The sequence below is a fragment of the Rhodoferax lithotrophicus genome (assembly GCF_019973615.1).
Lineage (GTDB): Bacteria > Pseudomonadota > Gammaproteobacteria > Burkholderiales > Burkholderiaceae_C > Rhodoferax > Rhodoferax lithotrophicus.
Genome location: NZ_AP024238.1, coordinates 4,456,887 through 4,471,185, shown reverse-complemented (window position 1 = coordinate 4,471,185; position 14,299 = coordinate 4,456,887). Strand labels below are relative to the sequence as shown.

The window sequence follows — 14,299 nt, the reverse complement described above, 5'->3', positions numbered from 1 at the left end:
AATTTTTTCATTCAATGTGACACCTGTCCCCTCCAAACTGCTGAAAACCTGGTCTGGTTTGACCCGCTGGCTGTTGAGTCTGGTGGTGCTGGCCTGGTTGCTGCTTGGCCTGGCCTGGAGTGTGTTGCACTGGTGGATTGTGCCGCGAATCGACAGCTTTCGTCCTCAGCTGGAAGCCCAGGCCTCGCGGGCATTGGGGGTACCCGTGAGTGTGGAGAGCATCACCGCCCAGTCCAGCGGTATGGTGCCCTCGTTTGAGTTGGTCAATGTCCGTCTGAACGATGCTCAAGGACGCGAGGCCCTGAGTTTGCCGCGTGTATTGGTCGCTTTGTCGGTGCGTTCGTTGTTCCGGCTGGGGTTTGAGCAGATTTACATTGATGTACCCAAATTGGATGTGCGCCGTCTGCCCGATGGTCGCGTCACCGTGGCGGGCCTGGACGTGGCAGGCGTTCCTGCGGCCGACTCGGCGATGCTCAACTGGTTTTTTTCCCAGCTTGAGTTCGCCATCCATGATGGTGTCGTACGCTGGACAGATGAGCAACGTGATGCCGAGCCGATTGTGTTGCAGCATGTTGATGTGGTGGCGCGAAACCGTGGACGACATCACGATTTGCGGCTGGATGCCACTCCACCCGAAATCTGGGGTGAGCGATTGAGTCTGAGGGGACGATTCGTCCAGCCTTTGTTGACGCGTCAAAATGGCCGCTGGCAGGAGTGGGACGGGCAGCTGTATGCAATTTCGGAACGCGTCGATTTATCCCAATTGCGGCGTTATGTGAATTTGGGTGTGGACATTCGCCAGGGGCGCGGAGCATTGCGAACTTGGATAGACGTCAGTCAGGGTCAGCCCGCGGCTGCGATGGTGGATGTGGCGTTGACCGAAGTGGATATGACCCTCGGAAAAACCTTGCAAGCTTTAGCCCTTCAGCGTGTGCAGGGGCGTGTTGGTGGACGCTTGCTGGCGAGTGGTTTTGAACTATCGACCCAGACCTTGTCTTTTGAAACTACCGATGGTTTGCATTGGCCTGGTGGCAATGTGCATGTGTTGTATATGGCTGGGGAGGGGCATATTCCGCCACGCGGTGAGGTACAAGCCGATCAACTTGACCTGGCGGCCTTGGCCCAGGTGGTGCAGCGCTTGCCGGTAGATGCGCAGTGGCGTGAAAAGTTGTTGCTTTATGCACCCAAAGGCATAACTGAGAAATTGGCTTTGACTTGGCAGGGCCCTGTCGGAGGGCTGCAGTCTTACACCGCCAAAGGGCGTTTGAGCCAGCTGGAGGTCGCGGCCGTGGCTCCGACACCCGGTGTACGCGGTTTGAGTGTGGACTTTGAACTGGATCAGCAGGCCGGCCGGGCCAATGTGCGACTGGATCAGGGTTTGCTGGACGTGCCGGGGGTGCTGCAGGACAGTCAGATTGAGGTTGCGCAATTGACGGCCTTGGCGCGCTGGCAAGTGAACGGTGAACGGATTGCGGTGCAATTTCCAGAGGTGAACTTTGCCAATGCGGATGGCGAGGGCAAAGCCCAAATCAAGTGGGAAACCTCGGATGCTGCGAAATCACCTGGACATAGCCGTTTTCCCGGCGTGCTTGATCTGCAGGCCACGCTCAGCCGGGTGGAAGGTAACCGGGTGTATCGTTATTTGCCCTTGGTGATTGACCAACTTGCGCGCGACTATGTGCGCGATGCGATCACTGCCGGACAGGCCAGTAATGTGCGTTTTGTGATCAAGGGTGACATGAGTCAGATGCCTCAGTCCGATGCGCGCCAGGGGGTGTTCAGAATCAGTGCGGATGTGCGTGATGCTGCGTTGTCTTTTGTGCCGCGTACCCTGCAAACGCCGCAAGAGTTGCCTTGGCCTTCGCTGACCGAGCTGAATGGTCAGCTGCTGATTGACCGTTTGCAATTGCAAGTGAAACAGGCGCGCGCCCGGTTGGCGGAAGCGCCTGGGGTGCAAATTTCCCAAACAAGTGTGACGATTGCAGACCTCCGACACACCAGCGTCAATGTCAATGCTGATTTGAAGGGTTCACTGCCAGAGGCTTTGCGGGTGATCAATGCTTCACCCATGGGGGGCTTGCTGGGTTTCGCTTTGGCCCATGCGGGTGTCACTGGCCAGGCTGAAGCCAAGCTCAAGTTGGTGTTGCCGATTGCACAATTGAACCAATCTACCGTACAAGGCAGCGTGGCGTTGAATGGCAATGATGTGCAGATCACGCCAGACAGTCCCAAACTCACGCGCACTCGAGGGCAGTTGAACTTTACCCAGGCAGGGTTGAGCCTGTCAGCGGTGCAGGCCCGCATGCTTGGGGGTGATGTGCGTCTGGATGGCGGTTTGGTCTTCGATCCAAGCACCACAGCTGCAAAAGGTGCGCCATCAGTCATTCGCGCCACAGGTATGGCAAGCGCTGAAGGTTTGCAGCAAGCCACGGAATTGGGGTTTGTGGCGCGTTTGGCTCAGCAAGCCAGTGGTATGACCGCCTATAACGCTACTCTGGGGTTTCGACAAGGCCAAACGGAGTTGCTGGTTCAAAGCAATCTTCAGGGCCTGGCGTTGAGTTTGCCCGCTCCGCTGCAAAAAAGTGCCCTCACGATGCTGCCACTGCGGTTTCAAACCGAACTCCTGAATGGTGTGGCGCAAGCAGGCACCTCCAAAGTGATGTTGTCGGATCGTTTGAGTGTGAGTTTGGGCGCTTTGGGGAGTATGGTCTATGAGCGTGACCTGTCTGGGGTCACACCCCGGGTGCTGCGTGGGGCTGTCGGTATAGGTTTGAGTCCGCAGGAGTCTGTTCCCTTGCTCGCACAAGGTGTCACGGCCAATATCAAGTTGCCAGTGATTGATGTGGATGCGTGGAAAGAGGTGTTTTCACAAATCACCAGAGTGGGTTTTGCCGATTCAGGCCAAAGCAGCACAAGCAACGGTGCCATGACCTATGTGCCGACCACGCTGGCGGTGCGTGCCGAGTCATTGGTGTTTGGCGGCCGACAATTCAATCACTTGGTGATGGGGGGGGGACGTGAGGATGCGGTGTGGCGTGCCAATCTGGATTCCCAGGAGCTCAGTGGGTATTTGGAGTTTCGACAGGGTTCGGGTAATGCGGTGGACAGCAGTGCCGGGCGTGTGTATGCACGATTGGCGCGCCTGAGCATTGCTCCGTCGGAGGCCTCAGAGGTTGAGGCCTTGCTTGATGCCCAGCCCGTCAGTATTCCCGCATTGGACATTGTGGTGGATGATTTCGAGCTGCGTGGCAAACGGTTTGGTCGTTTGGAGGTTGATGCCATTAATCGTATGGCCACGGGTAGTTCGGGGGCAGCGGGTGTGCGCGAATGGCGCTTGCATAAATTTAATCTGAGTGTGCCTGAGGCGACGTTGACGGCCAGTGGAAATTGGACTCGACTCCATGCGCAGGACGTGATGGCCGCCAGCACTCCATCGACGGTGGCTGAGCGCCGGCGCACGGTGCTCAATTTCAAACTGGATGTTGCTGACGGCGGGGCCTTGCTGGCCCGTTTGGGCATGAAAGATGTGGTGCGTCAGGCCAGTGGCAAGCTTGAGGGGCAGGTGGCCTGGATCGGCTCGCCTTTACGTTTGGATTACCCCACGTTGGGCGGGGCGTTTACCGTGAACATCGCTTCGGGCCAGTTCCTGAAAGCCGACCCCGGTATCGCCAAGCTGCTTGGGGTGCTCAGTCTTCAGTCACTCCCTCGGCGGCTGATGCTGGATTTTCGCGATGTCTTCAGCGAAGGTTTTTCATTTGATTTTTTGCGGGGTGATGTCACCGTTGAGCACGGCATGGCCCGTACCAATAATCTGCAAATGAAAGGGGTGAATGCAGCGGTGTTGATGGAAGGCCAGGCCGACATTGATCACGAAACCCAGGATTTGAAAGTGGTGGTGGTACCCGAAATCAATGCCGGGACGGCTTCATTGATTGCCTCGGTGATTAATCCTGCTGTGGGTTTGGGGTCATTTTTGGCGCAGGTGTTTTTGCGGCGACCTTTGATCGAGTCCAATACCCAGGAGTTACATGTGACGGGTAGCTGGACCGATCCCCAAGTGTCCAAAGTCACCCATACCCCAACCAATCTCAAGGAGACAAAACCATGAAAGTTGCCGTCATTCAGATGGTCTCAGGCGTAGATGTTCAGATCAATGTGAAACAAGCCGGTGAGTTGTTGCAGTCCGCTGCCCAAGCGGGTGCGGAACTGTTGGTGTTACCCGAGTATTTTTGCCTGATTGGTCAACATGATGCGGACAAGCTGGCCATCGGGGAGGACGAAGGTCATGGCCCGTTGCAGCAATTCTTGTCTGACACCGCACGTCATCTGGGTATCTGGCTGGTCGGGGGAACGATTCCATTGCGCAGCGTATCCAGTCCAGAGGCTGGCGCTGCGCCGTCTGATGCCCAAAGGGTGTGCAATAGCAGTCTGGTGTTTTCGCCAGCAGGTGAATGTGTGGCGCGCTACGACAAGATTCATTTGTTCCGGTTTGACAATGGCCGGGAGCGTTATGACGAGTCCTTGGTGCTTCAATCGGGTCATGTGCCGGTGACGTTTGATGTGCCCTCCCAAGACGGTCACACCTGGCGTATCGGGTTGAGTGTGTGTTATGACTTGCGATTTCCCGAGCTTTATCGGGCTTATGCCCAGGCTGGTGCACATGTGATGCTGGTGCCCAGTGCGTTCACCCATACCACCGGGCAAGATCACTGGGAGGTGTTGTTGCGTGCCCGGGCCATTGAAAACCTGGCCTATGTGGCGGCAGCCGCACAAGGCGGGCTGCATGACAACCAGCGTCGCACCTGGGGGCATGCCATGCTGGTTGACCCCTGGGGCAAGGTGTTGGCGCAACGCGCCCAAGAGGCAGGGGTGGTGCTGGCTGATTTTGATTTTGCGGCTTTAAATGCCTGTCGAAATCGCCTGCCTGCCTTGCAGCATCGTGTGTTATGAGTGATTTGAAGGGAGCGCTGCGTTTTACGTGGCTTGTGATGCTGTCTGCGGTGTTGGTGTCATGTGGCACTGCGCCCAAAATCACCCAGACGGTACCTCCTCAGGTTGAAGGGCATGCGGCACCTGGGGTGTCTGCAGGCGTACCGCAGGATGTGGCCAACTTGCCCAACCTGCAGCGTGCCAATAGCCGCTGGGTGGCGGTGCCGTGGAGTGAGTTACCGGGTCTGGAGTCAGATGCCCTGTTTGAGGCCTGGAATGCCTGGCTTAAAAGCTGTGAACGCCCTGGTTCGATCTTTGCACCGTTGTGCCCGGAAGTGCGCCGTTTGAGTATTGGGACTGATGAGGAGCAGCGTCAATGGTTGATTGATCGCTTGCAGCCGTACCGCGTGGAGTCACTGCAAGACAGCAGTGCGGGTTTGTTGACCGCTTATTATGAGCCTGAGCTGGAGGCACGACGTGTACCAAGCCCAGGCTTTGAGGTGCCATTATTTCAACCTCCGTTGAGCGGCGGCAGCCGCAAGCCCTGGTTCTCGCGCCAAGAGATAGACACCTTGCCGGAGGCGAAGGCTGCTTTGCGTGGGCGTGAAATTGCTTATGTGGCTAACCCGGTAGAGGCCATGTTGCTGCATATTCAGGGCTCCGGCCGCTTGAAAATGACCGAGCCCGATGGTAGCCAGAAATGGGTGCGACTGGCTTATGCTGCCAATAACGGATGGCCCTACCAAAGTATTGGTCGCTGGCTGTTGGATCAAGGTGAGTTGCGCGATGCATCCTGGCCCGGTATTCACGCCTGGATGCTGCAAAACCCGCAACGTGTTTCCGAGTTGTTATGGCGTAACCCGCGCGTGGTGTTTTTCAAGGAAGAAGCCTTGAACGACTTCGACAGTGGTTTTGGGCCACGTGGTGCGCAGGGGGTGCCGTTGACGCCAGGTCGATCCATTGCGGTTGACCCGGACAGCATCCCGTTTGGTACGCCCGTCTGGCTGGCCTCCAACGGGCCGCAATTGAGCTTGCAGCGGCTGGTGTTGGCGCAAGATACGGGTACCGCCATTCGTGGTGCGGTGCGTGCAGATTATTTTGCGGGTTGGGGTGCGCAGGCGGGTGAGCTTGCGGGTCGGCTCAAGCAGCCGCTACGTCTGTGGGTGTTGTGGCCCAAGCCTAGATGATGGCGTTACCATAGAACCTGCGAGACCGTCTTTCAGTCATTACCGGACTTACCTTATGAATAAATTAAGCAGCAAATCCACCATGCGGGACATTGATGAGCGCACCAATCTGGCTGGCAACAGCATGTTTGAGTTGTTGTTGTTTCGTTTGGGTGAAGCACCGGGTACCGATAAGCGCGAATTGTTTGGTATCAATGTGTTCAAGGTGCGTGAAATCCTGGTCATGCCGGAAGTCACTGCCATGGTGAATTCGCCGCCCTCGGTCATGGGCGTGGCCAATATTCGTGGACAAATGATCACCGTGATCAACTTGCCGCTTCTGGTTGGCACCAACCCCACCAAGGGACTGGGTATTTTGTTGGTGACTGAATTTGCCCGCACCACGCAAGCGTTTGCGGTAGAAGAAGTCAACGAAATTGTGCGGCTTGAATGGAAAAACGTGCTCTCTGCTGAAGGCCGTGGTGGTGGTTTGGTCACCAGTATTGCCCGCTTGGATGGGGATGCCGAAAACACCCGGTTGGCCCAGGTACTGGATGTGGAGCAGATTCTGCGCGATGTGTTCCCCGAACAACATCAGGTTGAAGTTGATGATGTTCATAAATTGCATATTCCGGCAGGTTCGGTGGTACTGGCGGCAGATGATTCCGCTGTGGCGCGCATGATGATTGAGCAAGGGCTCAAAGCGATGGGGGTGCCGTTCATCATGACCAAATCGGGCCAGGAAGCCTGGGATCGCTTAAAGGCCATGGCCTCTGAGGCTGAAGCGCAAGGCAAAACGGTCAAAGACAAGGTTGCGCTGGTGCTGACCGATCTGGAAATGCCTGAAATGGATGGCTTTACCCTGACCCGCAATATCAAGCAGGATGCGCGTTACAGCGGTATTCCGGTGGTGATCCACTCCTCCTTGACCGGCTCGACCAATGAAGAACATGTGAAAAAAGTGGGTGCGGATGCGTATGTGGCCAAGTTCGTGGCGGAAGAACTGGCGGACACCATTCGCAAGGCCTTGACGCGCTAAGTCAGGCATTATTTGCTATCTATTCAATAGCTTCTAGCGCTTTATTTACAAGCGGTAGAGCATGAAATTGCTTTGAAAATCATGCGCCATTCAATCGGCTTGAGATGGGATGGCGTTTTGGTTGGTCTTCAATTGTTTTGGCTCAGCTGTTCACAAGATGGCTGATGTGCACGTTGCGGAGTTGCCCATGAACGCACCCATGAATATCCCTTTGACTACGTTGGCACCACAGGCCTTGCCATCGGCCAGCCTGGATGACAAATATACCCAGACGCAGGGTCGTGCGTTCATGAGTGGCATCCAGGCGTTGGTGCGTTTGCCCATGCTGCAGCACCAGCGTGATGCCCTGGCAGGCTTGAAGACGGCGGGTTTCATCAGCGGCTACCGTGGCTCACCTCTGGGTGGCTATGACCAAGCCTTGACGGCGGCACGCAAGCATCTGGAAGCCCAGCACATCGTGTTCCAGCCTGGTGTCAACGAAGAACTGGCAGCCACCGCCGTGTGGGGTACGCAGCAGCTGGACTTGTATCCGCAAAGCAAAAAGTACGATGGTGTGTTTGGCATCTGGTACGGCAAAGGGCCAGGCGTGGATCGCAGCGGCGACGTGTTCAAGCATGCCAACATGGCGGGCACCGCCAGGCATGGCGGGGTGGTGGCGGTGGCGGGGGATGACCATGTGAGCAAAAGCTCTACCGCCGCGCACCAGAGTGACCACATCTTCAAGGCCTGTGGCTTGCCGGTGTTTTTTCCGTCCGATGTGCAAGGCATTCTGGACATGGGCTTACATGCCATTGCTTTGAGCCGCTTCTCAGGCGTGTGGGCTGGCATGAAGACGATTCAGGAGGTGGTGGAGTCCAGCAGTTCGGTCGATGTCAGCGTGGATCGCGTCAAGATCGTCATGCCCGAAGATTTCGTCATGCCCCCCGGCGGGCTGCACATTCGCTGGCCTGATCCGGCACTGGATCAGGAAGCCCGCCTGATGGACTACAAGTGGTATGCCGCACTGGCCTATGTGCGGGCCAACAAGCTTAACCACAACGTTATTGCCAGTGCGCAAGACCGTTTTGGCATCATCGCCAGCGGCAAGGCTTTTAATGACACGCGCCAGGCCCTGCATGATCTGGGGTTGGATGAGGCCAGCTGTCGTCAACTCGGTATCCGGCTGCACAAGGTGAACGTGGTGTGGCCGCTGGAGGCCAGCATCACCCGCGAATTTGCCCAGGGTCTGCAAGAAATCCTGGTGGTGGAAGAGAAACGCCAAGTCATTGAATACCAGCTCAAGGAAGAGCTGTACAACTGGCGCGTGCGCCCCCACGTGGTGGGCAAGTTTGACGATGAGGGTGATGGCATGGGCGGCGAGTGGAGCCAGCCCAACCCGCAAGCCAGTGCCTTGTTGCGTGCCAATGCCGACCTGAGCCCGGCGCTGGTGGCCAAAGCGATTGCCAAGCGTCTGAAAAAGCTCGGTGTACCGGACGATGTGGCGGCGCGTATGGACCACCATCTGGCCATGTTGGCCGCCAAAGAGCGTAGCGCGCTTGAACTCCGATCTGAGATAGGTGAACGCACGCCCTGGTTTTGCAGTGGTTGCCCGCACAACACCAGCACCCGGGTGCCCGAGGGCTCACGCGCCCTGGCTGGTATTGGCTGCCATTTCATGACGGTGTGGATGGATCGTGCCACCAGCACCTTCAGCCAGATGGGTGGCGAAGGTGTGGCCTGGGTCGGCCAGCAGCCGTTCACTACCGACACCCATGTGTTTGCCAACCTGGGGGATGGCACCTACTTTCACAGCGGCTTGCTGGCGATCCGGCAAAGCATTGCGGCCGGGGTCAATATCACCTACAAAGTGTTGTACAACGATGCGGTGGCCATGACCGGTGGCCAGCGTGTGGGTGAACGCCCTGAAGGCCACAGCGTGTTGCAAATCATGGCCAGTCTGGTGTCCGAAGGGGTGGCCAAACTGGTGATCGTCACCGACCAGCCGGAGAAGTACGCCGGTGTTCCCCTGTCTGCGGGTGTCACGGTGCATCACCGGGATGAGCTTGACCGTATTCAACGGGAATTCCGTGAGCTCCAAGGTACCACCGCCATCATCTATGACCAGATGTGTGCGACCGAAAAACGCCGCAAACGCAAACGTGGTACTTTGACCGAGCCGGACGAGAGAGTGGTGATCAACGAATGGGTGTGTGAGGGCTGTGGTGATTGTGGTGAGCAGTCCAATTGCCTGAGTATTGAGCCGCTGGAGACCACGTTTGGCCGCAAGCGCCGCATCAACCAGAGCACCTGCAACAAAGACTTCAGCTGTGTCAAAGGTTTTTGCCCCAGCTTTGTCACCGTCAAGGGCGGGCAACTGAAAAAACCGAAAAAAGATCGTCTGGGCAGTTTGGCCACCTTGCCAGCTTTGCCTGAGCCGGTGTTGCCGCCGTTGAGCGCAACCTGCGGTATTGTGGTGGGTGGCGTGGGCGGCACGGGAGTCATCACGCTTGGGCAGTTGCTGGGCATGGCCGCCCACCTGGAAGGCAAGGGGGTGGTGACGCAGGATGCCGGTGGTCTGGCACAAAAAGGCGGAGCCACCTGGAGCTACATTCAGATCGCATCCACCCCTGAGCTGATCTACACCAGCAAGGTGGATGCCGCCCAGGCTGACTTGGTGATTGGGTGTGATGCCATTGTGGCGGCCAGCAAAACCACCTTGTCGGTCATGCGTCTGGAGCGAACTTTTGTGGCGCTGAACAGCCACGCCACACCCACCGCCGCGTTTGTGCACCACCCGCAGTGGCAGTTTCCGCACGGCGGGTGTGAAGCCGCCATTGCCACCACGGTAGGTGCACACAACCTGGGTGTTCTGGATGCCGAACAGGTGGCCGTTGCCGCATTGGGCGACTCGATTTACACCAACCCCTTGTTGCTTGGTTACGCCTGGCAAAAAGGTCGAATTCCATTGAGTCGTGCCGCCTTGATGCAGGCCATGGAACTCAATGGTGTGCAGGTGGCCAACAACCAGGCCGCTTTTGAGTGGGGCCGTCATTGCGCCCAGCACTTGGCTGCGGTGCAGGCGCTGTGGCAAACCGAGCAGGTGATTGAGTGGGCCAAAAAACCGTCGCTGAAGGAGTTGGTGGACACGCGGGCGGCGTATTTGACGGCGTACCAGGATGCAGCCTATGCCCAGCGCTACCGGGCTTTGGTGGCACAAGTCCAGCAAGTGGATGCCGTGTGGGGTAAAACCAGCTTGAGCGAAGCCGTGGCGCACAACTTGTTCAAGCTGATGGCCTACAAGGATGAATACGAAGTGGCCCGGCTGCATTCCGATGGCCGCTTGATGGCGCGGATCGCCCAGCAATTTGAGGGTGATGTGCAGCTGCACTTTCACCTGGCCCCGCCGCTGCTGGCCAAAACCAACGACCGGGGGGAGCTACTCAAGCAACGCTTTGGGCCGATGACCATGGGTGCTTTCAGGTTACTCGCACGCTTCAAGGGTTTGCGCGGTACCGTGCTGGATGTTTTTGGCCAGACCGAGGAACGTCGCCAAGAGCGAGCCTGGCTGGAACGGTATCAGGCCATGGTACAAGAAATATGTGCTGTTTTGGTCTCTGGTGCCCATGAAATAAGCCAGAGTAGCTATCAAAATGCGTTAAGTTTGGCCTCAATTCCGCACGACATCCGTGGGTTTGGACACGTCAAGTCACGCTCATCCATGGCCGCACTGGAAAAATGGGATAGTTTGTTGACGCAATGGCGGGGTGTATCCAAGTCCTGAGCCTGCGGTCAAAACACCCCGCATACAATGGCAAGTTGCCTGCCATTGGTGTTTGTCCGCGCATCCATGCAGCGGTTTGATTTTTTGATTGGTTTCATTTTTTTGGAGTTTGCTGTGTTTATTTCTTCTGCCATTGCCCAAACCGCCCCCGCTGCTGCTGCAGGCGGTGACATGCAGTCGTCCTTGATGGGCATGTTGCCCCTGGTTTTGATGTTTGTGGTGTTGTATTTCGTGATGATTCGCCCTCAAATGAAAAAAGCCAAAGAGCACAAAGCCATGATTGATGCGCTGGCCAAGGGCGACGAAGTGGCCACCGCTGGCGGTGTTCTGGGTAAAGTCACCAAATTGGGTGACACCTTCATCCACATCGAAGTGGCCAGCGGAGTTGAAGTCCTGCTGCAACGTAGCGCGGTTGTTCAGGTTTTGCCCAAGGGCAGCATCAAGTAAGAGTCCTTGGTACTGGTCCATGTGTTTGGGCCAGTTTTTTGCAGCTTGAAGTCAGAAGGGCGATCATGAATCGTTACCCGGTTTGGAAGTACGTGATCATCCTGGTCGCGCTGGTGGTAGGGGGCTTGTTCGCTCTGCCCAATTTATTTGGTGAATCACCTGCCGTTCAGATTTCGGCTGGTAAACCACAGGTCAAGGTGGATGCTGCCACACTGGCTCAGATTGAGGTGGTTCTGAAAACCGCCGGTATTGCGGCTGATCTGGTGACACTGGATGGCACCTCGATCAAAGTGCGTCTGGCTGATACCGACAGTCAGCTCAAAGCCAAAGATGCGATTCAAAAAGCACTGGTGCCGGATACCAACAATGCCAGTTACGTGGTGGCCTCGAACCTGTTGTCACGTTCGCCTGCCTGGTTGTCTGCCTTGCATGCATCCCCCATGTTTTTGGGATTGGATTTGCGGGGTGGGATGCACTTCATGTTGCAAGTGGACATGCAAGCGGCCCTGACCAAACGTGTGGAGTCGCTCTCAGGTGACCTGAGAACCAGCTTGCGTGAGAAAAACATCCGTCATGGTGGCATCAGCCGCAATGCCCAAACCATTGAAGTGCTTTTCCACGATACGGCGACACTCGCCAGTGCCAAGGCGCTGCTTCTGGACCAGTTTGCCGACTTGCAGACTGTCGACGTTGCAGAAGGTGCGGAATTCAAGCTCACGGCAACCATCAAGCCCGAAGCTGCGCGCCGCATCCAGGGCCAGGCCCTCAAGCAAAATATCACGACCTTGCACAACCGGATCAATGAGCTGGGGGTGAATGAACCGGTGATTCAGCAGCAGGGGCTGGATCGCATCGTGGTGGAGTTGCCCGGTGTGCAGGATGCCACCAAGGCCAAAGACATTTTGGGCCGCACTGCCACGCTGGAGGTGCGTATGGTGGATGAAAGCTCCGAGGCGCGCGCCGCAGAACTGGGCACCGGTATGGTGCCGTTGGGTTCCGAGCGGTATCTGGAGCGTAGCGGACAAAGTGTGATCGTTAAAAAACAAGTCATCCTGACAGGGGAGAACCTGACCGATGCACAACCTGGCTTTGACAGCCAGACGCAAGAGCCCACCGTCAATTTGAATCTGGATGCCAAGGGCACGCGCATCTTCCGTGATATCACGCGTGAAAATGTCGGCAAGCGTATGGCCATCCTGTTGTTTGAAAAAGGCAAGGGTGAAGTGGTTACCGCCCCGGTGATTCGTACCGAAATTGGTGGAGGTCGGGTGCAAATTTCGGGCCGTATGACCACGATGGAGGCGAATGACACCGCCTTGTTGTTGCGGGCTGGTTCCTTGGCTGCACCGATGGAAATCATCGAAGAGACCACCATTGGCCCCAGTCTGGGGGCTGAAAACATTGCCAAGGGCTTCCACAGTGTGGCCTGGGGCTTTGTGGCCGTGAGCATTTTCATGTGTTTGTATTACATGCTGTTTGGTGTGTTCTCCAGCATTGCGCTGGCGTTTAATCTGTTGTTGCTGGTGGCCGTGTTGTCCATGCTGCAAGCTACCCTGACCCTGCCAGGTATGGCGGCCATGGCCTTGGTGCTTGGTATGGCGATTGATGCGAATGTGCTGATCAATGAACGAATCCGTGAAGAATTGCGCAACGGGGCTTCGGCTCAGGCCGCCATTCACACGGGTTATGACCGCGCCTGGGCGACAATTTTTGACTCCAATATCACCACACTGATTGCCGGCCTGGCCTTGTTGGCTTTTGGTTCCGGGCCGGTGCGTGGTTTTGCGGTCGTGCACTGTTTGGGGATCATGACCAGTATGTTCTCCGGCGTGTTTTTCTCGCGAGGGGTGGTGAATTTCTGGTACGGCCGTCAGCATCGTTTGAAAACGGTGTCGATTGGTACGGTTTGGCGCCCTGATGGTGCAAGCTCCGTGAAGGCTGAGTAAGGTGTTTGTGCTCGTATATACACCCCTGAAAACGAATTAAAAGAGGTCATTTAATGGAGTTTTTCCGAATCAAGCGTGACATTCCGTTCATGCGGCATGCGCTGGTGTTTAACCTGGTGTCATTCATCACATTCCTGGCTGCGGTGTTTTTCCTGTTTTCACGTGGCTTGCACTTGTCTGTGGAGTTCACTGGTGGCACGTTGCTGGAAGTGACTTATTCACAACCCGCAGATATTGGCGGCGTACGGGCGACGGTGGCCAAACTCGGCTTTGCCGATGTGCAGGTGCAGAATTTTGGTACCGCCCGCGATGTGTTGATTCGTCTGCCCGTACAAAAAGGCGTGAGTAGTGCTCAACAAAGCACGCAAGTGATGGCTGCATTGAAAGAAGTTGATCCGTCAGCCACCATGCGGCGCACCGAGTTTGTTGGCCCTCAGGTCGGCGACGAATTGGCTGCTGATGGTCTGAAAGCCCTGGCTTTTGTGGTGGTGGGCATCATGATCTACTTGGCCGTACGCTTTGAGTGGAAGTTTGCGGTGGCGGCCATCGTCGCCAACATGCATGACGTGATCATCATCCTGGGTTTTTTCGCGTTTTTCCAGTGGGAGTTCTCACTGCCGGTGCTGGCCGCAGTATTGGCTGTTTTGGGTTATTCGGTGAATGAGTCGGTGGTGATTTTTGACCGGATTCGGGAAAACTTTCGGCGTTACCGCAAGATGAGTACCGTGGAAATCATCAACAACGCCATTACTTCGACCATCAGCCGCACCATCATCACCCACGGGTCAACCCAGTTGATGGTGCTTTCCATGCTGTTGTTTGGTGGCGCCACGCTGCACTATTTTGCGCTGGCGCTGACCATCGGCATCTTGTTTGGTATTTATTCTTCCGTGTTTGTCGCAGCGGCCATCGCCATGTGGTTGGGTATCACGCGTGAAGACCTGGTCAAAGGGGGCACTGCAAAAAAAGACCTGGATCCCAATGACCCCAATGCGGGGGCCACCGTCTAAAA

General features: G+C 56.4%; 8 protein-coding genes. All 8 read left to right on the top strand.

The annotated features are described in order from the left end of the window. The first annotated feature begins 16 nt into the window (after positions 1–16). A complete protein-coding gene (locus tag LDN84_RS20580) occupies positions 17–4,108 on the top strand; it encodes a YhdP family protein (protein WP_223905436.1) in 4,092 nt (1,363 codons plus the stop codon). Then, positions 4,105–4,950 (top strand): carbon-nitrogen hydrolase family protein, encoded by an 846-nt coding sequence (locus LDN84_RS20575; RefSeq protein WP_223905434.1) that lies wholly within the window; start codon positions 4,105–4,107, stop codon positions 4,948–4,950. The genes LDN84_RS20580 and LDN84_RS20575 overlap by 4 nt, the downstream gene beginning before the upstream one ends. After that, positions 4,947–6,116 (top strand): murein transglycosylase A, encoded by a 1,170-nt coding sequence (gene mltA / locus LDN84_RS20570; RefSeq protein WP_317134807.1) that lies wholly within the window; start codon positions 4,947–4,949, stop codon positions 6,114–6,116. The genes LDN84_RS20575 and mltA overlap by 4 nt, the downstream gene beginning before the upstream one ends. Positions 6,117–6,171: 55 nt before the next feature. Further along, complete coding sequence (locus LDN84_RS20565; protein ID WP_223905432.1) at positions 6,172–7,134, top strand: chemotaxis protein; 963 nt, start codon at positions 6,172–6,174, stop codon at positions 7,132–7,134. A 199-nt stretch (positions 7,135–7,333) separates the two neighbouring features. Further along, a complete protein-coding gene (locus tag LDN84_RS20560) occupies positions 7,334–10,894 on the top strand; it encodes an indolepyruvate ferredoxin oxidoreductase family protein (RefSeq protein WP_435405955.1) in 3,561 nt (1,186 codons plus the stop codon). 114 nt (positions 10,895–11,008) lie between these two features. After that, the gene (gene yajC, locus LDN84_RS20555; protein ID WP_223905428.1) at positions 11,009–11,341 is read left to right on the top strand and encodes a preprotein translocase subunit YajC; all 333 of its coding nucleotides are present in this window, start codon (positions 11,009–11,011) and stop codon (positions 11,339–11,341) included. Between the two features lie 65 nt (positions 11,342–11,406). Continuing rightward, positions 11,407–13,287 carry a protein translocase subunit SecD gene (gene secD / locus LDN84_RS20550; protein ID WP_223905426.1) on the top strand — a complete coding sequence of 627 codons (1,881 nt, stop codon included), beginning with the start codon at positions 11,407–11,409 and terminating at the stop codon, positions 13,285–13,287. Between the two features lie 53 nt (positions 13,288–13,340). Beyond that, positions 13,341–14,297, top strand: coding sequence for a protein translocase subunit SecF (gene secF, locus LDN84_RS20545; RefSeq protein WP_223905423.1), 957 nt, complete (start codon positions 13,341–13,343; stop codon positions 14,295–14,297). Positions 14,298–14,299 lie beyond the last annotated feature (2 nt).

Excerpts from the sequence above, each read along its gene's own strand:
- LDN84_RS20575 (WP_223905434.1), top strand. The coding sequence starts at position 4,105 with ATGAAAGTTGCCGTCATTCAGATGGTCTCAGGCGTAGATGTTCAGATC.
- mltA (WP_317134807.1), top strand. The coding sequence starts at position 4,947 with ATGAGTGATTTGAAGGGAGCGCTGCGTTTTACGTGGCTTGTGATGCTG.
- LDN84_RS20565 (WP_223905432.1), top strand. The coding sequence starts at position 6,172 with ATGAATAAATTAAGCAGCAAATCCACCATGCGGGACATTGATGAGCGC.
- LDN84_RS20560 (WP_435405955.1), top strand. The coding sequence starts at position 7,334 with ATGAATATCCCTTTGACTACGTTGGCACCACAGGCCTTGCCATCGGCC.
- secD (WP_223905426.1), top strand. The coding sequence starts at position 11,407 with ATGAATCGTTACCCGGTTTGGAAGTACGTGATCATCCTGGTCGCGCTG.
- secF (WP_223905423.1), top strand. The coding sequence starts at position 13,341 with ATGGAGTTTTTCCGAATCAAGCGTGACATTCCGTTCATGCGGCATGCG.